General features: G+C 32.2%; 24 protein-coding genes. 8 read left to right on the top strand and 16 right to left on the bottom strand.

Features of this window, described 5'->3' with window-relative positions; translation table 11 throughout:
• Positions 1 to 98 precede the first annotated feature (98 nt).
• The 10 genes from EZJ43_RS13325 to EZJ43_RS13280 all read right to left on the bottom strand — a co-directional run bounded on the left by EZJ43_RS13325 (position 99) and on the right by EZJ43_RS13280 (position 9,125).
• Positions 99 to 1,169, bottom strand: a complete 1,071-nt coding sequence (locus tag EZJ43_RS13325) for a DUF6688 domain-containing protein (RefSeq protein WP_133263208.1) — start codon at positions 1,167 to 1,169, stop codon at positions 99 to 101.
• Between the two features lie 10 nt (positions 1,170 to 1,179).
• Positions 1,180 to 1,983 (bottom strand): hypothetical protein, encoded by an 804-nt coding sequence (locus tag EZJ43_RS13320; RefSeq protein ID WP_133263207.1) that lies wholly within the window; start codon positions 1,981 to 1,983, stop codon positions 1,180 to 1,182.
• Between the two features lie 231 nt (positions 1,984 to 2,214).
• Positions 2,215 to 3,237, bottom strand: a complete 1,023-nt coding sequence (locus tag EZJ43_RS13315; protein ID WP_133263206.1) for a hypothetical protein — start codon at positions 3,235 to 3,237, stop codon at positions 2,215 to 2,217.
• Between the two features lie 11 nt (positions 3,238 to 3,248).
• The gene (locus EZJ43_RS13310; protein ID WP_133263205.1) at positions 3,249 to 3,941 is read right to left on the bottom strand and encodes a hypothetical protein; all 693 of its coding nucleotides are present in this window, start codon (positions 3,939 to 3,941) and stop codon (positions 3,249 to 3,251) included.
• Between the two features lie 12 nt (positions 3,942 to 3,953).
• Positions 3,954 to 5,264 carry an outer membrane protein assembly factor BamB family protein gene (locus EZJ43_RS13305; RefSeq protein ID WP_207924626.1) on the bottom strand — a complete coding sequence of 437 codons (1,311 nt, stop codon included), beginning with the start codon at positions 5,262 to 5,264 and terminating at the stop codon, positions 3,954 to 3,956.
• A 227-nt stretch (positions 5,265 to 5,491) separates the two neighbouring features.
• Complete coding sequence (locus tag EZJ43_RS13300; protein WP_133263204.1) at positions 5,492 to 6,556, bottom strand: hypothetical protein; 1,065 nt, start codon at positions 6,554 to 6,556, stop codon at positions 5,492 to 5,494.
• A 47-nt stretch (positions 6,557 to 6,603) separates the two neighbouring features.
• Positions 6,604 to 7,260 (bottom strand): hypothetical protein, encoded by a 657-nt coding sequence (locus tag EZJ43_RS13295; RefSeq protein ID WP_133263203.1) that lies wholly within the window; start codon positions 7,258 to 7,260, stop codon positions 6,604 to 6,606.
• Positions 7,261 to 7,268: 8 nt separating this feature from the next.
• Positions 7,269 to 7,880, bottom strand: coding sequence for a hypothetical protein (locus EZJ43_RS13290; protein ID WP_133263202.1), 612 nt, complete (start codon positions 7,878 to 7,880; stop codon positions 7,269 to 7,271).
• Positions 7,881 to 7,983: 103 nt separating this feature from the next.
• The gene (locus EZJ43_RS13285; RefSeq protein ID WP_133263201.1) at positions 7,984 to 8,547 is read right to left on the bottom strand and encodes a hypothetical protein; all 564 of its coding nucleotides are present in this window, start codon (positions 8,545 to 8,547) and stop codon (positions 7,984 to 7,986) included.
• Positions 8,538 to 9,125, bottom strand: coding sequence for a YcxB family protein (locus EZJ43_RS13280; RefSeq protein WP_133263200.1), 588 nt, complete (start codon positions 9,123 to 9,125; stop codon positions 8,538 to 8,540). The genes EZJ43_RS13285 and EZJ43_RS13280 overlap by 10 nt, the downstream gene beginning before the upstream one ends.
• A gap of 591 nt (positions 9,126 to 9,716) precedes the next feature.
• Here EZJ43_RS13280 and EZJ43_RS13275 point away from each other — a divergent pair.
• Both EZJ43_RS13275 and EZJ43_RS13270 read left to right on the top strand, forming a co-directional pair.
• Positions 9,717 to 10,307, top strand: a complete 591-nt coding sequence (locus EZJ43_RS13275) for a hypothetical protein (RefSeq protein ID WP_133263199.1) — start codon at positions 9,717 to 9,719, stop codon at positions 10,305 to 10,307.
• A gap of 186 nt (positions 10,308 to 10,493) precedes the next feature.
• Positions 10,494 to 11,129: a hypothetical protein gene (locus EZJ43_RS13270; protein WP_133263198.1), complete on the top strand. Its 636-nt coding sequence runs from the start codon at positions 10,494 to 10,496 to the stop codon at positions 11,127 to 11,129.
• Positions 11,130 to 11,421: 292 nt separating this feature from the next.
• On the opposite strand, the gene EZJ43_RS13265 is transcribed toward EZJ43_RS13270, so the two are convergent.
• From EZJ43_RS13265 to EZJ43_RS13240, 6 genes are read right to left on the bottom strand one after another with little or no spacing between them, the layout of a single operon-like run.
• A complete protein-coding gene (locus EZJ43_RS13265) occupies positions 11,422 to 12,024 on the bottom strand; it encodes a YcxB family protein (protein ID WP_133263197.1) in 603 nt (200 codons plus the stop codon).
• Positions 12,011 to 13,141, bottom strand: coding sequence for a hypothetical protein (locus EZJ43_RS13260; protein WP_133263196.1), 1,131 nt, complete (start codon positions 13,139 to 13,141; stop codon positions 12,011 to 12,013). The genes EZJ43_RS13265 and EZJ43_RS13260 overlap by 14 nt, the downstream gene beginning before the upstream one ends.
• Positions 13,138 to 13,749, bottom strand: coding sequence for an XAC2610-related protein (locus tag EZJ43_RS13255; protein WP_133263195.1), 612 nt, complete (start codon positions 13,747 to 13,749; stop codon positions 13,138 to 13,140). The genes EZJ43_RS13260 and EZJ43_RS13255 overlap by 4 nt, the downstream gene beginning before the upstream one ends.
• Positions 13,746 to 14,357 carry a hypothetical protein gene (locus EZJ43_RS13250; RefSeq protein WP_133263194.1) on the bottom strand — a complete coding sequence of 204 codons (612 nt, stop codon included), beginning with the start codon at positions 14,355 to 14,357 and terminating at the stop codon, positions 13,746 to 13,748. The genes EZJ43_RS13255 and EZJ43_RS13250 overlap by 4 nt, the downstream gene beginning before the upstream one ends.
• 1 nt (position 14,358) lies before the next feature.
• On the bottom strand, positions 14,359 to 15,240 hold the full coding sequence (locus EZJ43_RS13245) for a hypothetical protein (protein WP_133263193.1): 882 nt from the start codon (positions 15,238 to 15,240) through the stop codon (positions 14,359 to 14,361).
• A gap of 3 nt (positions 15,241 to 15,243) precedes the next feature.
• Positions 15,244 to 15,759, bottom strand: a complete 516-nt coding sequence (locus EZJ43_RS13240; protein WP_133263192.1) for a L,D-transpeptidase family protein — start codon at positions 15,757 to 15,759, stop codon at positions 15,244 to 15,246.
• Between the two features lie 433 nt (positions 15,760 to 16,192).
• Between EZJ43_RS13240 and EZJ43_RS13235 the strand changes: the two genes are divergently transcribed.
• From EZJ43_RS13235 to EZJ43_RS13210, 6 genes are all read left to right on the top strand, one after another.
• Entirely contained in the window at positions 16,193 to 17,203 is a 1,011-nt protein-coding gene (locus EZJ43_RS13235; protein ID WP_133263191.1) for a sodium:calcium antiporter, read from the top strand.
• Positions 17,204 to 17,494: 291 nt separating this feature from the next.
• Positions 17,495 to 18,442, top strand: a complete 948-nt coding sequence (locus EZJ43_RS13230) for a hypothetical protein (protein WP_133263190.1) — start codon at positions 17,495 to 17,497, stop codon at positions 18,440 to 18,442.
• Between the two features lie 268 nt (positions 18,443 to 18,710).
• Positions 18,711 to 19,886, top strand: a complete 1,176-nt coding sequence (locus EZJ43_RS13225) for an ImmA/IrrE family metallo-endopeptidase (protein WP_133263189.1) — start codon at positions 18,711 to 18,713, stop codon at positions 19,884 to 19,886.
• 10 nt (positions 19,887 to 19,896) lie between these two features.
• Positions 19,897 to 20,388, top strand: coding sequence for a hypothetical protein (locus EZJ43_RS13220; protein ID WP_133263188.1), 492 nt, complete (start codon positions 19,897 to 19,899; stop codon positions 20,386 to 20,388).
• 739 nt (positions 20,389 to 21,127) lie between these two features.
• Positions 21,128 to 21,289 (top strand): hypothetical protein, encoded by a 162-nt coding sequence (locus tag EZJ43_RS17205; RefSeq protein WP_165953168.1) that lies wholly within the window; start codon positions 21,128 to 21,130, stop codon positions 21,287 to 21,289.
• Positions 21,290 to 21,583: 294 nt separating this feature from the next.
• Positions 21,584 to 22,021, top strand: coding sequence for a hypothetical protein (locus EZJ43_RS13210; protein ID WP_133263187.1), 438 nt, complete (start codon positions 21,584 to 21,586; stop codon positions 22,019 to 22,021).

Below are 22,021 nucleotides of genomic sequence, written 5' to 3'. Positions count from 1 at the left end.
AATTACTATATCATTATTCGTTAACGTTTACATGCAATACGTAGCAACTACTTTATTATTCGTTCAAATAATTAAATTAATGAGTTACCAATCATACCCTAAATCGCATACTGTTTATTAATTTTTTCCTCGGGTTTAACTACGAACAAATAAAGGACAACCAAAAACAAATATTCCAACGGTTTCATCAATCTATACACTAAGTTTGAACTTTTTGCAGATGTTATTTTCTTCGATAGCGGATAACCATATTTATCGTACGCATTTCTAATTATTTTATGTAAACGTGGCGTACTTTCCTGGATCAGTTCTTCAAACGCGTTTGCAATTAACAATTGTCTATTTACAATAATTTCGTGTCCATGTCTTTTGCCCAAACGCAAAGGTTTTACCACTTTAGGATCTCCACAAACGGCTACCGTACACAAATAATGACCCTTATGTTCTAAAAATGGTGGATGTGTTTGCTGAGAAAAAGTCCAAGTGGTGGTTTCTGTCAATACTTTGGTAATTGAATTAAAATCTTGCCCAAACAACATCAAAATTGATATGATAACAATAAAAACAGGAATAAAAAGCGCTATCATCCAAAGTGATAAATGATTACTCTTTGCTAAAATACCGTTTAAATAGTTGAGCGCTCGGTTTTTATACACCCGATCTTTCGCAATGATTTGTGCCTTAGCAGAGATTTTTACAAAGAGCGAAAATGAGATGAGTAAATAGCAAAACGGTAAAAGCGACATTACGTAATCTGCGCCATGCTGTTCGGTATTGCTACCGAATTGAATAAGCAAGCCAATGCTAATCACAAAACCGTAGATTAAAAAAAGGATGGCGAGCACAAATAAAATTGGCGATAGGCGCTCTGCCTTTAACCACAGTGCAAAAATGCTCCAAACGGATAATGCTAGAAAAACCGCTAACGTGGTTAAATGTTTAGTAGCCATTGGCGTATAGCCACCATCAACAATATCAATAGCAGTATAATAATCATCACTACTCATTCCCCATGCAATTGCAAACAAACCAAGAGAAATTAAGGTGATGGCAATTAAAAAATATTCGTACAGCGTTGTGGTATTATCAGCATTTTTACGGATATTTTTATAAACAAAATAGCCTAAAATTGGTATCAGAATAATGGCAATATAAAATAATACGAGCATACTTTTAAAGTTATTTGTAATTGCTTCCAGGTGCTTCTAAAGGTACATCTTCAGGGTCTATTCCCGTAAGACTGCAATAAATTGTAAATTTGTTATCGGGAGAATTTTGCCATTTTAGTTGTGAAACTATTTTCTTATTCTGCAACCTCCTAAAATAATCGTCGACATATAAACTTGATAGCATCGCTAATTTATCTTCATCTTTTGATTTTATTACCGAGTAATACTTCCAATTCATGCCATATCCAGAAAATTTACCTGAATCATCAATTGCCAGTTTGTTAAATGCTTCATGAGTGGCATTAGGATTTTGATTACGTGTAACCGGAAAACCATTTACTACTATAATTCCGTAATTTTTTAGTTTTCTATCTTGTAAATAGTAGTCGTCAATTGTAATCTCGTTAATGTATTTTTTATTTTTAAATTCAATGGTTCTCAAGCTAACTACATTATTTTTGGATACATAGTAAAGACCAGTTGTGTCTGTCTTTAATCCCAGTTCAGGGCAAAGGTTAATTACCTCATCAACGGGCATAAATAATTGGATTTTTGTCTCATTGTACAGCACGGTTAGTAATTTTGCATCAATTTCAATTTTATCTTTTTGTACTTTAAATAAAGATAAAGCTCTTAGTACAGAAACTTCGTTAAAATTTTTAGGTTTAATGCTATCGTCATAAATTATTTTCACAGCGCTACTTTCATTAGGATTGTCAATACTATATAACTGCTTCAACTCCTCTAAATTTTGAGCATTAACAACACCAAATGCAATGCAGAAAATATAAATAATCAAAATAATCTTTTTCATAAATGGAGCAGTTATTTGAGGTGATTCTTAATTTCCCAAAATTAAATGTAATTAATCTTTTGCATTTATCGTTACTTGAAAGTTATTCGTTAGACATCAATCATTATTTGTTAACAATCAATGTTTATTCGTTTTCTAAAATTCAAATAATTTCAAAAATAGTTCAATGTAGCGCCAAAGTAACAATGCTATTCATCCGTAGTATCAACACCATAAACTGTTTCTTTTTTATTATCCGTGTTTCTTGTACCTACCTGTGCTACTATTAAATTCAGTTAAATGATTATAATTGAAAGCTAGCGCCAACGTTGTGAAAACCGCAATGCTTAAAAAGATGCAAAATATGCGGTAAAACTCAAGTTTAATGGAGTAGAACAGAATGATCAATGGAAAATTTAAAAAAGAGGTAAAAAAGCAAACGCCAGCAAAAAACTGTAATATTTTACAAATAAAGCCTTCTTTATCTTTTGTAGCAAAAGCCAATACCACAAATATAATGGGCAGCCCAAAAATGGCAAAATAAGGAAATATTGTAGATCCAGGAATACTTATAAATGGTGCAAAAAACAAAAAATAGTTGACCGCCAGATACATAAGCAATAACCATGGCGAAAGTTTTGCTAATACATCAAATCCCATTTTTACTTCCTGCACTTTCTTCTTTGTGGTTGCAAAGAATAAATCTCTACCCACTTTGGCAAATTCCAGTTGTCCTTTTTCATTTTTTATAACGGTACCGACAAGTACAATTTCATCCTTATTTTTTAAAAGATATTCTATATAGGCAAGGTCATTTACATTACGTTTTAACGAATGCTCATTTTTTACTGTTATTGCTAGGTCTTTGAGCGTTAGTCCGGTTGCATTTACATGGATTGACCCATAATCGGTTTCTAAGTGAAAATTTTTACAAGCAGTTTGCTCTGCAAGGGTATTGGTACTGTATCCGTCATCGTTGGGAATGTATTCTTCTTTTACATAAAGATATCCAATACAACTTTCTTTAAAAAATGGCGAAATCAGCCCTTGCTCTCGAAGAATGGCTTTTCCAGCCAACCTTGCAGGTCCTTCTGTTAATTCATATACCTTCTTCTGTTTAGAAAAAATCGTGGCTTTTAATTGCGATTTGGTAAACAGCAACAATATGGCAAGTAGTAAAGGGACAATCGGCACTAAAAATTTTGCAAAAAGCAACCCCAACGCCAAAAGTACGCATAATCCTAAACACCCCAAGTTAATTTGTAATCTAGTCATTTCTAAAGTTTTTATCCTGCCATATCCACTCGTACTAAAATTAGCTTTTTATCATTAATAATTTTAAAATGATAAATGATGTTATGTTCGCCCTCGCTTACGTATTCACCGTTCTCATCTTTAAAATTATTGCTAATGGCAAAGTTTAGCGTTAAAGTATTTTCTACTTCGCTGTAATCTACAAATAGTTGGTATGCGCCATCATTATCTTTTATTATTTTGGTCTGCAAATGTTGTTTACTAAATAATTGATCCGATTTTACTTTTAGTAGTAAAGCCGTGAAATTTTTATCGAAAATATTTTTATAATATTTTGCTAAATCTGCCTTATAAAATAAATCTGGATTGTTGAATTGTTTATTTCTTGCTGCCCAATCGTTATCAGAAATAGAACACAAACCCAAAATACTGTTGCCTTTATCATCAAAAGGGAAATCAAAATAGGTTTCTAATTTTGGCACATCATTGTTGTAAATCGCCATACGGAAATTCCTAAAATCATCTATCCAAGTCTTCACCTCTATATAGGATAAAACCTCTTTTTTTATGTTTGAGACGTTATCAGTCACTTCAGCAACTTTCGTTGCCTCATTCGAATCTATAGTTTTCTTCTGTTGATTTCCTGTTCGATCTTCGGGCTTACCACCACAGCCGGAAGTTAAAATCAAGAGTATTGCACAAGCGTAAAAGATTCCTTTTAACATGAATTGAAAAGATTATTTTTTCAAAAATTTAACTTGATAATTATCGAATTCTCTTTCTGCAACTTGTTTTTTAAAAATTACTTTCGCCTTTTTTAAATTGGTATCAAAAATCTCAATTCCATTGGTGGTTAAGTAAATAAAGTTAGTTGCATTCATCACTTCAATATTAGATAGTGGTTTAGTTTGTACACTCGCTTCTTTATAATTTTCTCCATTAGCGTCGATCCAAAAAATCTTGTCGGCTGTACTTCCAACAATTAAATTACCTTGTAATGCCCAATTTTTAATGTCTCCGCTTACAACCTTTTTCCATTTAACTTTTCCATCATCTGTATTTAAGGCAAAAATGCAAGATTTATCAGCAGTGCCGGTTTTCATTTCAACAAGAAGTGCATTATCTGTTAAAAATGTAATTCCATTTTTTTGGAAAGTAAAGTCTTTATCACTGAAAGTCCACTTAAATAATTTAGGATTGCCGATGAACGTATTTTTGGGATCCATAATGTCGCCATCTTTTACACTGCCCGTTTTGTCCAATTGAAAACAGTAAAATTTGCCGACCTCATCACCAATAAATAAACTATTTCCATCGGTTTGCATTTGGCAATAAATCCCTCTTTCAAACTGACTTTTTGGATTTGGCGCCACGTTTGAGCCGGGAACTTCATCCTCGCCATCAAATAAACCATAGCTCATAGATGAACCTTCATTTGGAGAAATCTTTTCTAAATATTCAGCAGAATTGATAAAATAGTTATCACGATATTTTACCGCAGCATAAGCATTGAAGGGTCTCGGTAATGAACAGTGCCATTTTCTATCGCCATCTTTTTTATTAAAATTATAGAGATAACTCCCCTGAATGGAATTGGGATTTCCGCCAGAGGCGATGACCACATTTTCGCCGTCTATAAGTGGCTTCGTCATAAAAAGAGGCTTTAACTCGTTCAGCATTTTTGCTTGGTCGTTCTCGTCCGAACTCATTCCGATAGGTGAATCCTCATTGCCAAAAACTTCTTGTTTCCAAATAATTTTACCTGTTGCTACATCAAAGCTGATGAATTTTCCGCTTTCAAAAGGCATGAAAATCTGTTGTCCATCTATAGCAAAATTATTGCGATTACCCGCAGTATCAAACTTACTGGTGTATTGCCAAGTAACTTTGTTCGACTCTAAATTATAATTGTAAATCTGACCCGAATTTGCAACCAACAAAGTTGGATAAACCACTTTTGTATTTTGTGTAGATTGTTTATTACTGCAGGACATTAAGGCTAAACCTAAACTAACGGCTAATGCTGAATATATTTTTCTTTTTTTCATGTGGTAATTTATAAATTGAAGTTTACTGGTTTTAAGTTTTTTAACTGCGTATTAAGGTTAATCATTTTCGTTTTCAAAAGTAGTTCTCTTTTTAGTATTAACATCCATAGCTAATTTCCATCAGCAAATTTATCATAATAAGCAATCGTAAACTCTAAAATAATTTAAGGCAAAATCTAAGCGAAAAATCGACGACCCAAATCGATAAACTTTCTTCAAACAAAAATTTATCGTTTTTTTAAATATACCCGATATAAATAATTTCCATAAACAAAAGCCAAAGTATCTCTATCACTCTTTGGCACATTTAACTGATCAAAATCTTGAAGATTTTTTTCTAGATAAATGATATGTGTGTGATCAAACATTTTAAAGTTTAACACGCTGTCTTTTAGCTTTATCGCATAATAATTTACATAATTTTGTTCAAATCTTATATTCGTGAAATACAAATCAGATGTTAAATCATTACCCATCACCCTGCTTTTAGCGACAAGAGCAAAATTTCCGGTCTTAAATTTGAACTCATATTTATTAGGTTCTGCATTCCAATTTGGCCAAAGTTTATCAAGACTTCTCATATAAGATTCAAAATTATCTGATGTGATCACATCACTAGAAACTATTTTAAAAAGTTCTCCTTGTTTGTTGCTGTAAAATGCAACCCTACTATGCCTGCCACCATATTTATTATCTAATTGTATAACAGGAGATAAGGTATTTAAAAAAGCTATATATTTTTTTTGAGAGGCCATATATTTCAAACTACAAAGACTATCTGCCACTGTAAATTCTTTAGCTTTGCTAACATCATACACTATTACAATACCAAGTCTCTTTTTAAAATCTTCATAAGTTTCGCTAACAATATTTTCTGTTATCGGCACCCTTTTTTTACTGTAATTTTTAAGGTCGATGACAAAAACGCTATCAACTTCCGTTTTCCACTTCTCAAAAGTTGTGGCTTGTTCAATTAGCCTGTTATTAATTTTATCTATAAGAATATCATCTGTTTCAGTTTTAAACACATGTTTTATTTCGCCGCTTTCGCTGATGATTCTTACGGAATCTCCATAGCAAACGAACTGTTTTGGATTTTCTAGGTCAACCAAAACATAAGCATCGGTAACTTTATCAATACTAAAGCGACTGTCTTTGTTATCATCAAGCGTGGTCCATTTCTTATGATTATCGAACTGGGGGATTTTAAAGCCTAAGCAAAAGCATGTTATCACAACTATCGTAGCGAAAACAGAAATTATGATTATTGGAGTAGGTATTTTTCGTTTCATTTCAAAAGTTATAGTGCATAAAATACATCAATTGAATTTTAGTAATTTTATTTTTTGATAATAAATTCTTTTTGCGCAACGGTTTCAAAAACTTTTTTCTCCTCATTCCAGACGTAAGCGTTGTAATTGGCAGTTTTGCTATTTTCATCTTCTTTGCAAATGGCTGAAATAAATAACCGGCTATCCGGATTACTAATCGCCTTATCTATATCCCACGAGCACATATTTTTCTCGCCTAAAGGCAAATCATAAATTTTACCATCTCTCACATCCATTATAAATCCCATAATACAACTTGCTCCACAGCCAAAAATAGTCCCAATGTAATGTCCGCCAAAAGCTATTTCATTGCTTTTGTAGGCGTCGATTATTCTTGTTCTGAAAAATTTAGCATCTGGATAACTGCTAAAATCTAGCGGTGCTTTCTTGAATACTTCTTGAACATCAACTGCATATTTATCGAAATTGATGCTGTCTTTTGCAGTAATATCTTCTTCTGGTTCTTCTGTTGTGCTGACCGTTTCCGATGTATCGTTTTTCAATTCAATAACTGATTTATCTTTTAGCGGTTCAACAATATTTGAAGGACTGTCTTTTAATATTTCAATTTTTTCTTTATTCTCAACAATTACTGGTTTCTTCTTTTCTGTACACGCAAAAAGCATCATCAGCAAACAGCAAATTATAAATTTTTCTTTTTTCATGATATAATTTAACGCCAGCCTAAAATAAGCTTTGTGGTGACAAAGTTTCCTCCAATATTAGTGCTCGCAAGGTCTTTTAATTTATAATTCGCCAGGTTGTACTGCAACTTAAATTGGAGAAATGTTTCTTGACCGATGAAATATCTGACCCCTAAACCTGGATCTACAAAAAAACTAGATTTACCAACACCGTTATCCTTGTCGGGAACGCTAAAACTTAAATCGCCGTAGCCAACGCCTCCCACCGCCTCCAAGGCCAACCTGTTTTTAGTATAAATTTCTTGACTATACTGTAAGGAGATTTGAACACCTGAATAACTATTTTTTTCGATAATTTGGTTATCATCCATAATGTAAAGTTTTTCAGTTTTACCAAGATTTCCAAAAAAATCGAAATTGAAACCCAATGCACTTTTCTCACTCTTTAACTCGAGCAATAACCCGCCCATGATGGAATTACCTAATTTCGAACTATTTCCAGTACCAAACCAAGTACCAGTATAAACACCAAAATAGACGCCACTTTTTTTAAATTCCTGACGTTTATCTTGTGCAAATAATGAATTTGAAAGTGAATACAGCAAAAGTAATGTGGCAGTTGATGTTTTTGCAAATTTCATAGAGGCTGGTTTAATCAAACGTAAAATAGTGACTTTAATAATAAATAGAATACAAAAATTGTTATACGCAAGCTTGCAACTGCTAAGCGTATAGAATAAGCAATTATTCGTTTATTGATTTAATCTTTAATGGCAAAAAATAATTACTTATTGCTAAAGAAAGCCCGGTGTTAAACAAAAAATAGAAAAGGAAAATTTCTACTCGCTCGGCCATACTTTGTAAACCTAAAAAGTACGGAATTGGAATCATAATTGTTAGAATTAAAAACTGAAAGGATTTAAGTTGCCCCTTAGAAAACAGCCAAATCGTAATTAGCACAACATAAGCAGAACAAAGACCTGTAAAAATTTTGATTAGAATATTTGTATCTGATATTGAACTTTCTCCGTTAAAGTGTATCAAAAATGATCCGCCAGCTGTGAAGAAAATAATTAGAAATATAAACGGAAAAAAATAGGTCACAAATTTTAAGCGTTGCCTTTTCTCATAAAATTGATAAACAATGTAAGCACCAAAAATTAATGGAATTAAAAACGCACCACCACCGTCTATATTTGCTAAAAACGAAGAAAAAAAAGAAATAAGCAATAATTGTTTTAATATTGGTAAATTGAATTTCTTTACGAAACCTTCTCTAATTTGTTCATATCTCAAATCTATCCCCATAATACTGTTCTATAAATGTTTTTAGGTTTAATATGGTTTTGTGCACTCAAAAACCCTCTAAACTCTTCTAACTCGATCATCGTTTTAAAAGAAGATTTCGGTATTGGATATAGTTTTCTATTTTGATATAAAATGATTAATTTATCATTCTCGGCCTTCATAGTAAAAGCCGGCCATTTAACCCGTACATCTGCGTTTTTTTCAAAGTTCTTTTGTGTTACTAATTGTGTAACATGTAAATCATCATCCGTTAGGATAAGTTTGAAGCGCCCTTGAAATGATTCGGTCGTTTTAACTGCCACCTTTGGCAGCCAAAAAATGGCTATTAATATTACACAAAGCCAAAAACCCCAAACTACAGCCAATATAATTGCCATAAATTTAATAAAAGCAAAGGTTTTTACCACAAATGGATCGGATATCCCACTTCCTAATATTAACATTAAGCTTACTACAACAAAAAATAAAGGCACAAATTTTAAAAAAAAATTAAATTTAATTTTCGGTAAAAACGTAAATCGGTACAAGCTTTTTACAAGCGCTTCAGTGTATTCAAATTCTATGGTGGTGTCTTGCATTCTTAAAAAGTTTAATTGCTATCCGTTAAACAGCTATTTATTAGCATATCAGATAATGACGTGTATTTTTCAATTTGGATAATTGTATTCATATTTTTGAGTTATTGATACTTATTAATATCCGCCTGTTAATTTTTTCCACAATATCATAAACCATCTTTAACAGTGACTAATTTAGCTATTTTACTTTACAGCTAGTCAACAAGATTATTATACGATGCGTTGTGACCGCTATGTGTATTAAAAATGCCATTATTCGTTAGTTAGCAACTCAATATTCCAAAAAAATTATAGTTGAAAAAATGAGTTATACCGTTTTAGGTTACATCATCAATCGGTAAAGTTTATCGTTTATTTTTAGCTAAAGCTGATTACAAGATTTTATCACGTTCGAGCGTAGATATATGAGGTAGATTTAGCAACTCTTATTTTCTACAAAGCGTGATTAATGCTAATTAAATACTAATTTGAACAAAAACTAGTTTTAAAACATAAAACCTACTCTTTTGTTAATTAATCTTAAAAATGAAGCAGACGAAAAAAAATCTCCAAAAAAACATAAAATATTTCATTTTAATTCTATTTCTATTTATGAGCCACTCAGGTTTTGCACAAGATGAATTTGACATCATCAGAATTTATAAAAAAGCATTAGTAAAGTCAGACTCGCTATTGGCTAATGGAGACATTTCGGAAATAAATTTAGATGAGCTAATGACAGTAACCAACAAACTGAATAACCAACATCCTAGCGGATACGTTGACCAAGCCCTTAAATATTTTAAAGAAAGTAGGTTTAATGAGAGTGGGTTTTTATACAACTTGGCAAAAATGAGATTGGTTGATTGGAACAAAAATAATGTCGGGGTCTATTACGACTTTTATGGAGATCAGAAAGTAGAATTAGAAGAAGGTGTTTTTTTATATTTAGCAGCTGATATTGATAATTATAAAAAGGTGTTGGAACTCGCATTAAAATACTATCGTGAAAACGACTATTTGTTTATCAGTAAAAAGCCTGGCTATCATAAAGCGGAAATTTCAGAGGACTATAAAGAGATGCTCAGCGCGTTTGATAAGGACAGGGAAACCCTAAAGCAAGGTTTATATGAAACTAGAGAAGATATGCGAAAAAAAGTTGAAGGGCTTTACTTGATGCTCATCTCAAATGAAAAAAATTAAATTTAACGGTTTAAGGTTGATAAAAATTCCCATTTAGAGCCAATATCTACTAGCAAATATTTATGGAAACATGGTCAGAAATTAGCGTATTCACTTTGTATCGCATTTGCGGTGTGAAGCTGTAAAACGCCACAAAAAAGAATGTAATTAATCAAATGGAACTGCACAATAATCTTAAACGCTATCATGAATAAAAAGCTGTTGTTAAATCTTTTATTGTTGATTTTTCCAACTTTGCTATTGGCGCAGGTTACAATACCAAAGGGTTACGAAGTGCTGAAAGAAAGCCCGGCAAACGGGAAAGAAATGGGCAAAATTTTTATGTTGTTTGATGATGATTTGAGAAAAGATGAAGCTGTTATCATCAAAAACGAAGCAACGCTTTCAAATTACAAACTGCTCATTTACCTCAGCAATTTAAACAAACAAGTTGAAATAGACTTACCCTCAACAAGCGATTTCCAAATTTACCCCATTCAATTAACCTTTAAAAATAAGGTGCTACAATTCGGCTGTTTTGAAGATGGCACCGCTGCATTCGGACGTTTTATAAAATTAAGGTTTGATCCACCTTCAAGAAGAATTAAGGTAATTGGCTATGATGTCAGTTATCGAGCTTCGCCCACCGAAAATATTGATAAATCTTACAACTTACTTACAGGAAACTATGTAGTAAAACGAACTTCGTATAAGGCGAATGGTCAAACAAAAATCAAAACTTTTACTGGCAAGAACGAGCATTTTAAAAATCGAGTATTTTCAGAAAACTTAGGCCGAAAAATGTTTGATAATTTAGATAATGTTGGCAGTAAATATGAATAGGGTTTGTAAAAACTCATTGCCCAAACTGAATTCACACGACTGCTTAAAAACCCAGAGTCGACAATTTTTTCGTTGAAAACAGGGTGCTATTGGCGTCACACTTAGGCTAATCGTCATGCTGAATTTAGTTCAGCATCTTTCCCGCTGTGAAGACCCTGAACTGAATTCAGGGTGACGACCGCATTAGCCGAAAACGGAATTTTAACTCTAGAAAGTAGTAATTAGTCGACCGAACTGGTTAAAAATACGCCAGCTAGTAAATTTTGGCCTGCGAAAATTAAAAGAACTTAGTTTATTCTATAGACAGATTACCCCATAATGATTTCCGATTAAATGTTTTGGGCTCAATATCCACTCTACCATCTAAAAATTCCTTAAAACTTGTAAGTTCTGCCTGCGACTTAAATGCTGATTTCGGCAGCGCATTTCCTATTTTTCCTTTGTAAAGAATAATAAAGTCTTGGCTTTCTGCTTTCTGTCTAAAGTCTGCCCAATTCATAAAACCATTGGTTATTTTCGGCTCATCATTTTCTTTAATTTCCTGTAAGAAAGTCATTCCTTGATTATTAAGTTTTACCTTAAATAAACCCTGATAAGCGGGACTTTTTTTAAAAGCCATTATTGGTGTGATGAAAAAACTAACGAAAATACTGAATAAAACAAAAAACCAAATTACGGCGCAAATACCTAATACAATTTTAAGAATTGGATAAACGATGCCTAAATGAGATGATAAAGAGGTGGATAGAAATACAAAAAGGCTAGTCGCTCCAAAAATTATAACTGTAAAAAAAATCAAGTAATATTTCGCGTTTGCCGTTGGAAAAATACCAAAATGGTACAAATGTTTGACCTGTTTTTCGGTGTATTTGAATGCTATATCAATTTCTTCCATTACTTTCAATTTGGGTGTTTTTCATCAAAATTCTTTTCTTAATCTGATAATCTACAATCCAAACAAAAACGCCATAAACGAGCAGAAAAAATGGTGAAGTAAAGACTAAAAGTAGTGCGTAACCATTTTTCAACCCATCATTATTTAGCAGCCATTTAATTAAATCGTAACTAAATGCAAAAACAAGATAGGTAATTGCCGTAACCAGCAACATGCCAATCGGAACTACAAAATTGTACTTGGTTGGGTACATCAATCGCCTTTTCTTTATCCATTTAAAATGAAAGAATGCCGAAATTAAAAATGCTATAGCGGCCAAACCAAATGGCTGTAAAAAAAGTAAAGCTCCAGCAAAATAAGAGATTTTTTTGGAGAAAACAATTTTTAAATCATCCTTGCTAATTTTACCAATCGTTAATTTATAATTTCCGTTGTTTAAATTTTGGAGCGTGCCAATGTTTACATTTCTAATTTCAGCTTCTTTAGGCAGTTTTATATTAATTTCTATTACGCCAAAAGACTTCCAATAATTAGACGGATACAAAGCATATTGAATTTTATATTCTCGCAGCAGGCCGTACACATTGTATTCTGGATGCCCGTCATATTCAACCGTAATAACGTTTTCACCTTTTAATATTAGGGCTTCAAAATAAATTAATTCAGATAATTGAACGCCCCATTTCATGCTTCGTTTATCAAAAGCAATGTCGTAGAAATCTCCACCAGATTGACTTGGGGTAAGAAATTTAAACTTCGATGCCATGTTTTGGGTTAGACTTTCGAGATTGATTTTTACGCCATTAACCATTACCGATTTCGGCACATCCATATTCTGTGCAATAAAAAGCAACGGCAATAATCCTTGCTGATCGGCAGAAATGCGATAGGAAATTTTATAATTTAATTTGTAAGCATAATCATCTTCATCAACCGGAGCAACCGCAGTTAAATCTATCCGCTCGCTAATTACCTTGCAATTTTTAGTTCCAAATAAGGTAGAACTTTCTGTACCATCAACATAAGGTTTGGCCATGTTGCCATAACTAGCAGAAAATGATGCCAGTAAAATAAGCGTAAACGAGAATACTTTGGTCATTTGTAAAACAGTTCTCATTTCTTTGTGAATTTCTTTAAAATTTCTGCTATTTTTTTATCCAAGTCTAATTTTTCGTTATCCTCAAAACCTTCTCCTATTTCGTAAACTTTGTTTTTGCTATTGATGCGATAAAGACTGTAATAATTACTACCAGCATACCCGTAACCTACAATTACGCGATGTTTTTTATCATAACCTGGATTGGTAATTTCATCGAATCCGATCACTTTTTTGAGGGTGTGGTTTTTCGGATTGACTAAATACAGCTTGTAATATTCGTTACTTCCCCGTCCACCTGTGGTCGAAAATAACGCTAAGTCTTTTACCCCATCATTGTTGTAGTCTTCAAACTGCACATTCTCTTTAATTACATTCATAAAAACGTGTTCTTTCCAAAAAATCTGGTCTGAATAGGTTCCTTTCTTACCAAAATAGATAAAAGTATTGTTTTCCGAAGTAGTGTTTTCTCCAGTATCTAAATTGTATTGTATCGCCAACACATAATTTTTATCTTTAAATGGATAAATGTATTGCCATTCTCCTTTTGCATTAGGTTGGTTAAAAACCTTTTGAGCGATTGCATTAGTCGTTACTAGCAAAAAAAGCAAATAAAATATTAATTTCATTTTTGATTTTCTAAAAGTTGAGATTTTTTCATTTTTTCGTGAGCCTTTTCATATAGGCTCACACATTTATCTTGAAACTTATTAAAAATTCCGTCATCAAAACCCGATAAATAAGTAACAGGAAAAGTCATTTTCAGTTTAATGGTCTTCATCGGTATGAGTTCCTCTTTCTCATCATCCCAAAAATTCCAGTTACCGATATAATTATTGGTCAATAAGTTAACGCTAGACTTTCCACTTCCATCATTTGATGCCGGGCCAAATTCGTACCGACTCATGCCAATGAGCTGAATCTTTTTTTGCTTTGGATTATACCTAAATTGGCAACTGTAACCTGCACGCATATAATTATTAGAAAACTCAAAACCACTTTTGGTAGTGCGTATCCCAGATGACATAAACTCAAATTCAACTGGTTTACTTTGAATTGGCTTAAATTTTTGCGTAGATAGCTTCACGATTATTACGCCATTATCTTTATCAAAAACAACATGATCTTTTATGCCATCCTTATCTAAATCTACGCTTAGTTTATCTTCATCGTTAATTTGAGCAACCGTAGCAATTGAACAAAAAATCAGAAACAAAAGCAATATATTTCTTTTCATATTATTTGGTTAACTCCAATTCATCTAAAGTACCTTTAGTTTCTTTAAGTTGCTCCAACTCTGTTTTGAGGTATTTAATTTTTTTATCGATGTTTTCTAAACCTCCTACGCGAACTAATTTCTCTTTTTTAGTTTCAACTGTTTTTGGAAATGCTTCTATTTTCAAATCGAATTTTGAGAAATCGGTTATAGGATATTGTGCGGTTGCCCAAAGTTTACTATGTTCTTTTGCCTCAAATAAAAGTGGTTGAGACCAAACATCCTCTGCATTAGGTTTAAGTGCTTGGTCAACTTTAAAGCTTGTGCCTTGTTCTTGAGAGGCAATTATTTTACCTGTTGCTTTCGAATAAATATTTATCTGTACATTATACCCTAAAATTTCCGTACCCATATTATTCACAAATGTCAAATCTAAAAATGGTGTTTTTTCGCCAAACCATTCTTGTTCACTGATGCTGACTTTCGTTAGTTTAAAATTATCTAGCACCTTATTTTGCTTCGCAATTTTAATTTTTTCAGTTGTTAAACTATCAATTTCGGTTGTTTTTTCCTTGATACTTTTATCTCTATCGGCTTTCAAAAAATCTTCTGCATAATCAACTATTCCCGAAAAGGTTTTGCCATCTATCATATTCATTACAATAGCATCAAAAGATTTGCCTTTAAAGTTTACATCATCAGGTTTTTCCCATTTTTCTTTCATGGCCTTTGCCGTTAAAACCCGTAATGCTTTTTCCAAATCGTCCTTTTCAGTAACACTTAACTTTGCTTCCATTATTGCTTTCGAAGCTTTAAAAGACTGTTCATCTTTGCCCGAAATTGTTGGCCCACAGCTTGCAAATAGCATAACTGCAAAAGCTAACAGCATAATTTTTAATTTCATATTTTATGGTTTAATTTCTATTTTAGTTCCAATTTTTACCGATGCGTAAAGTTCATCAACCTCGCTATTTGTAAGTGCAATACAGCCATTTGTCCAGTTTATTAACCGCTGAAATTTATTAATTGCTCCTAATCCATTTTTCAGGGCATGTATTTTAACGTCGCCACCTGCTGGTTTACCAATCGCTTTTGCGTGGGCAATATCGGCTAAATTAGGATAAGAAATACCAAGATTTTTATGGTATCCACTTTTATCGTTTTTAGCATTTATGGTGTAAATTCCTTCGGGTGTTTTCTCATCGCCCTCAAATTCTTTATGTCCAATTGGCGCATCGCCGAAAGAAACTTTATAACTTTTTAAAAGTTTTCCGTTACTGTAAGCAAGCAATTGGTGTTTCGATTTTTTTACCACCAGCAAATCTACGTTGGCGTTTGCAGGGAGTTTTGGCTCGGGATAGTAGTTATAAATCAAACCAACCGTAACCAGTATTAAAGCGATTATAAATATTGTTTTTTTCATATTATTTCTTTTTTTCGAAGCGCAACGGCTGTACACAAAACAAAATCTGTTCCCGTTTTTCGCTTTACTGCGTGCACGCTACAACCGGGGCTAAGTACTAAATGAAGTAGTTAATTATAACGGTTTGTTGGGTGTAAAAACCATTACGGCTTTAACATTTTATAACCTTCATCAATTTTTGTTAAATTTTGGCTTATTAGACCGATTATGCAAATAAAAATAGGTTTTTACTTAATTATATTCTAAAATTGAATGCAATAAAGTTAAACACGATAATAGATTTTAAGTTTAACCAAAATGGTGGCTTAATTATAGTCGTAAATTTATTGGCATTTATAAAAACAAGTCATAATTCCGCGGGTTTTAGTACCAATTGAAACCAGCAGTACTAAATTAAGTTCAATACAAAATACGTTAACATTGCCAGCAAACTATGCAAATAAACCTTTCTTTCGATCAATCCATTTGGATCTTTTTAGTTTCCGTAATTCTATTATGGATTTTTAGCAGCAAACTATCTAACGTAGTTAATTTTATTGATGATCAATTCAAGTTAGGAAGCTCATTTGGTGGCACGATTATTTTATCCATCGTAACCAATTTACCCGAAATAGCCATTACCGTAAGTGGTGCGATGAGCGGAAATATTGATTTAGCAGTGGGTAATATTTTAGGTGGAATCGTAATACAATCGCTATTATTGGTGTTGTTCGATTTCGCATCGCGCAAAGAACCGAAGCCTTTAAGCACATTGGTGAGCAATAAAACGAGTATTTTACAAGGATTATTCCTGATTATAATCTTGGTATTGGTTATTCTTGGCAAACAGATTCATCAATCGAACATGATGTTTAGAAGCACTGCACCCGAAATTTTAATCGCATTTTCGTGGTTAACCAGCATACTTTTATTAAAAAAATTTCAATCAAAAAAGAAAGATACTTCGGCTACCCCCAACCCGACTAACACTCATAAATACACCAAAACATCCGCTTTAGTTTGGCTAATTTCAATCGCAATTGTGGTATTGGTATTTGGCGTTTTATTGGAGGTTACGAGTGATAAAATTGCCACTCACTTTAACATCAACGGCATCATTTTCGGCGCCACGATTTTAGCATTGGTTACTTCTTTACCCGAAATTTCGAGCGGCATGGCTTTTGTAAAAGCAAAAAGTTATCAGCCTATCATCAGCGATATTTTTGGCGGAAATGCTTTTTTACCCGTTTTATTTTTAATTGCTAGCTTAATAAGCAATAACCCCATTTTACCTAAAGCGCAAAATGTAGATATTTATTTAACCACCGTAGCCATCATCATAACTTCCGTTTATTTAATTGGCATGGTGCTGAAATTGCCTACAAGAAAAAAAGGTATGGGTATCGATTCTTGGATTGTAATCGTGATCTACCTATTTTCGGTAATCGGGATGTTGTATATTTAATCACGCAACATATCTATCGAAAGGCCAACTTTTAAATTTAAAGGTGAATAGAAAAAGTTTCTGCGTAAAAAGACAACTAATTTAATTTAGAACAAAACGCCCTATTGGTTGTGAATTGTTGCAACATTGAGCTGTTGATAGTGTATAGAGAAAAATAAATTTAATAATAGGAGTTTAAACATTTATATTCGTTTATAAACGGATAGATTAAAGCGAGTTGCGTATATTTACGAGTTGTATGCTATGCTAACAGACCGCTTCTGACAAATCTTTAAATAGAAATTTACACAAATGAACAAATTAAAAGCCACATTTTTTATTTATCTAATAATTATAATTTTTCCATTTACAATTCTTTCTTGTCAAAGCAAAAATGACAAAGATTTTGTTTGGTTTGTCGTACAACCCGAAGCAGAAATTGGAAAGTCTATTGATTTCAGTATACATTTTGAGGAAAAACCAGATAGTATATACACAAATGTTAAAGAAATTGACGGTTTAGAACTGACTAATAATTTAGATAGAGTTCACATGACTTCTGAGAATAGCATCACAGATGAAAATGATAAAGTTATCAAAACGTTTTATGAATTTTATACGTATGCAAAACCAACAAGGCTTGGACGAATTGATTTTCCGATTATGACAGTATTGTATAAAGGAAAAGAATATAAAAGTAAACCATTTCACATCAATGTTGTTGATAAAATAACTATTGACAAAAATGATATCAAAGTAATTTGGTCAGCAGACAAAAGTTCTTACAAAAAAACAGACACAATTAAATTGACTCTTTATGAATATTCTAAATTTTCTGAAAACAATAGAACGAGTGGAACGCCAAAAAGTATTTCTCTGACGGGAAAAAACAACCAAATAAATTTAGGCGTTGAAGAAACTATCGATAATATTGCAGGAATAGATGATTTTGAAAAATTAATAAACCAAAAGTTTGAGATTGTGGATGTTGATTGGAATATTCTTAAAAACAGACAGTCAATGGAAGAAATTGAGGGTGAATTTTATATTAGAACACTAATTTTGGGACTACATCTTTTACCAAAAACACAAAAGAATTTTATTCTCGGAGAAAGTTATTATGATTATCACATATATAAAAACAATACCGATTATTTTAAAGAATATGTTCCAAATGACGAAGGAAGTTATAATATCACTGAAAATGGCTCGACAATATTAAAAGTAAAATCGAATAAATTAACAATAAAAATGGAATAAAGCACAGCATACAACATCGTATTGGCAATAGTGCGGAGGAATCGCAAGTTTAACCATTTTAGATGTTCCGAATATTAATTTTTAATACAAAAAGTCCATATTTTTAGCCGCACCATCGCCAATACGCAAACCGTTAGTGGCAATACCTACCGACTCTCAACTCAAATCATCGTCTTTCTTGAAATAAATAAGAAAGGTAAATTTACCTCTATTATTTTGGTTTTTTTAAAAATAAACTTACATTTGAGGTAAATTCACCTTAAAAATAATGGTTACAAAAATCCTCAGTCAAAGTTTTAACTATAAAGGGCCAACTCTTGAAGAGTTACTTATAGAAAAACTTGAAAATTCTGGTTTAAATAAAACTCAATTCGAAAAACTTGCTGGTATTGAGAGGAAGAGTTTAGACGCAATTATTAACAAGACTTCTAAACAAACAGATATTAACAAGCTTATCAAATTAGGCGAATTTCTAGAAATAAGTTTAGAAAATTTATTAATAATTCATTACAACGAGAGGTCAGCAGAAGAACTCAAAGAACTTCAGGACTCGATGGACATCACTTTTATTAATAAGTTTTTCGATTTGAAAGCACTGTTAACACTAGGTTTTATAAAAAAAACTGACGATATTGATAATCTCAAAAACAGAATAAGTAAGTTCTTTGGATTAAACTCGATTTATGAATACGACGTAGAACTTAACGAGGCTTTATATAGTAGAACTAAGAAGTCTTTTAGTGACAAAATGAAAGATTTCTGGATTAAATCAAGTTATAAATATTTTGAAACAATTGATAACCCTAATGAATACAACCGTAACAGTTTAATTGATTTAATTCCTAAAATAAAACCATATACAAAGAATATTGAAAAAGGACTTATGACCGTTTTTCAAGCTTTATACAACATCGGAGTTACAGTTATATTTCAGCCATCATTACCGAAAACTCAAATTCGCGGAGCAACTTTTATAATAAACAAAAAACCTTGTGTAGTAATAACAGATTTGAATAAAAATTACGCAACTATTTGGTTTGCTTTGATTCACGAACTTCATCACGTACTATACGACCTTGATATTATTGAAAAAACCACCTATCATCTATCTGGTGAGCCAGATTTATTTTTAATTCAAGAGGATAGGGCAAATGAATTTGCAGGTGAATATCTTCTGTCAAAAGAAAAAATGAGATACATTGAAAAATTAATCCATAATAAATTAATAGTTGAGAAATTTGCTAATGAATGCCAAATACATCCTTCAATTATCTACTCACAATTTCAATGGAGGCAAGCGGAAATTGGAAATGACTATTGGGGAGCATTTAAAGACCGGTTTCCAAAGATGTCAAATCTCACAAAAAATCTCAATATAGCTAATTGGGATATTGAGGAAATAAAAGAAACTGCGAATAGAATAAAAGAATTGTTAACTGTATAAATTATTTAATGTGGAAGAAAACAAAAAAAAGTTAGGCACTGGGGAACGAAACCTTTCAAAAGAAGACTTAGAAAGGTTAGAGTTGCTACAAAAATCAGAAGAAATTAAAGGTGAGCAATTAGCTCTAGATATTAATTCTGAACTTATAACCGAAAATGAAGCAGATAAATTACTGGGACAGAAGATTGATGACCCTGTAACTAAATTCCAATTATATTATAATGGGCTAACGAAACTTCTTAAAGATACGTTGCCAAAAGGTAAGGACTTTGAAGACGTTAGAAGAATTGTGTATGATGAAAAAAACATCCTAATAAACCGTGGGGCAAAAAAAGATGATAAAGGAATTAGAGGTAGTGACGGTAGAATGGCATATCTTGATGATTTAGAAAAGGCTATAAAAATTGTAGCAATTTGGACTAGTAAGAGAGGTACACCAGCTGAATTATTTATATCATTTTGGGACAAAAACGAAGAACTTGGATATGGACATCAGGATTAGTACTACCGCTAACAAGGTATTGGCATAATGGCGGGTGGTTTGCTTCGATTAAACATTTGTGCAAACTTAAAAGGTAGTAATTCTAATCAACTTTTCTGCTGAAAGTCTGCCACTACGCCAATACCCAATACGTTATCGCTAGTACTACTCGACAAAATGCATACAACTGACAAATAAATTACCAATCTATTTTCGTAAATTAGTAATGTGAAAAAACAGGAAGAAATCGGTCTAGACTTTATCATCGATAAGCTCACGAACTCTATCGAAAACGTGGTAACTGGCGACAGTTTTCCAACTGAAATATCTGTCTTGACGACTCAAGACTTAAAATCAGTGACCAAAAAAACAGTTGGTTGTTTGACTGGAAAAGTGAATTCAAAAATCCAAAAAAGGATGTTTACAAATTGACCATTTGGAATAATCCGACAATAATACGAGGTTTAACTTGTGTCGAAGTGAAGGAAGACCATGTATATATGCATTTAGTTGAAAATTCTCCATTTAATAAAGGAAAGACAAAAATGTATGCTGGCGTCGCAGGAAACTTAGTTGCTTTTGCCTGTTAATTATCTTTCCAAAGAGGACATCAGGGAAACGTATCTTTTATTTCAAAGACACAACTTGTGGACCATTACGAAAAGACACTTGGTGCGCTTCATTTTGGCGGAAGATTAATGATTATAGAAACAAAATCAGCACTTGTACTAATCAATAAATATTTTCAAAACTCATAACTATGAAAACTACACGAAAAGAATTGGAAGTTGACTTTATTGGCGGACATGAGCCTTTGACAGCTCAAGAGGAAAAGTCTTTGTCAGAATATTTTAAGAAGAAGAAAAATCAAAAAGCTATTATCAGCAAGACTACGAAAATTGAAGCGCAGACTGTAAATTAAAAAACAGCACTGCCTACAACAGCAAATTTGCGCAAAAATGGCTGACGGTGGTTTACGTTATTTCATCAGTTATTTACTTAATTTCGTGCGGTGCGACAATGGTTCTGCAAGCAATGCCATTTCTGCACAAATTTTCAAACCGTCAGGCTGTGAAAAAACTAAAAATGAGCCTCTTAGAATCGTCTGTATGAAATTTTTCTCCGAGGGGTATCCGAATAGTTTCTTTTTTTAACTTAGTTAATTCACAGACTGCCGTTAGCGGTAATTTTATAGAACATTTAAAAAAAACATAAAATGATTATTACTTTTAAACCTTGGAAACCCTATATTATTGTATCCTATGTAATTGTAGGGATTACAATTTTACCATTTGGTTTATTTGCTATTTTCCCAGAATTAAATATTAAGTTTCTTTTCGGAATTTTATTTATCACAATGGTATCTGGTTTAATTATAAATTTCTTTTTTTCAACTGAATATATTTTTAATTTAAATCGTAAAGAGTTAAAAAGAAAAAGATTGGGTTATGGGCAAAAAATATTGAATTTTTCAGAAATATATAAAATAGAAAAAATGGAAACTGGTGGTAACAATAATTTAATTAGCTATTCTGTAATTATGAAAGATGATAAATTCGGTCATGGATATAAATTAAATCTATCTACTATTGAAAACTCAAAATACGGAGAAATTTTAAAAGAAAAAATAACACAAATTAATACACATTTATAA

It is taken from the genome of Pedobacter changchengzhani (genome assembly GCF_004354365.1).
GTDB lineage: Bacteria > Bacteroidota > Bacteroidia > Sphingobacteriales > Sphingobacteriaceae > Pedobacter > Pedobacter changchengzhani.
The sequence above is the reverse complement of the archived record's forward strand: the minus strand, read 5'-3'. Positions and strand labels throughout refer to the sequence as shown.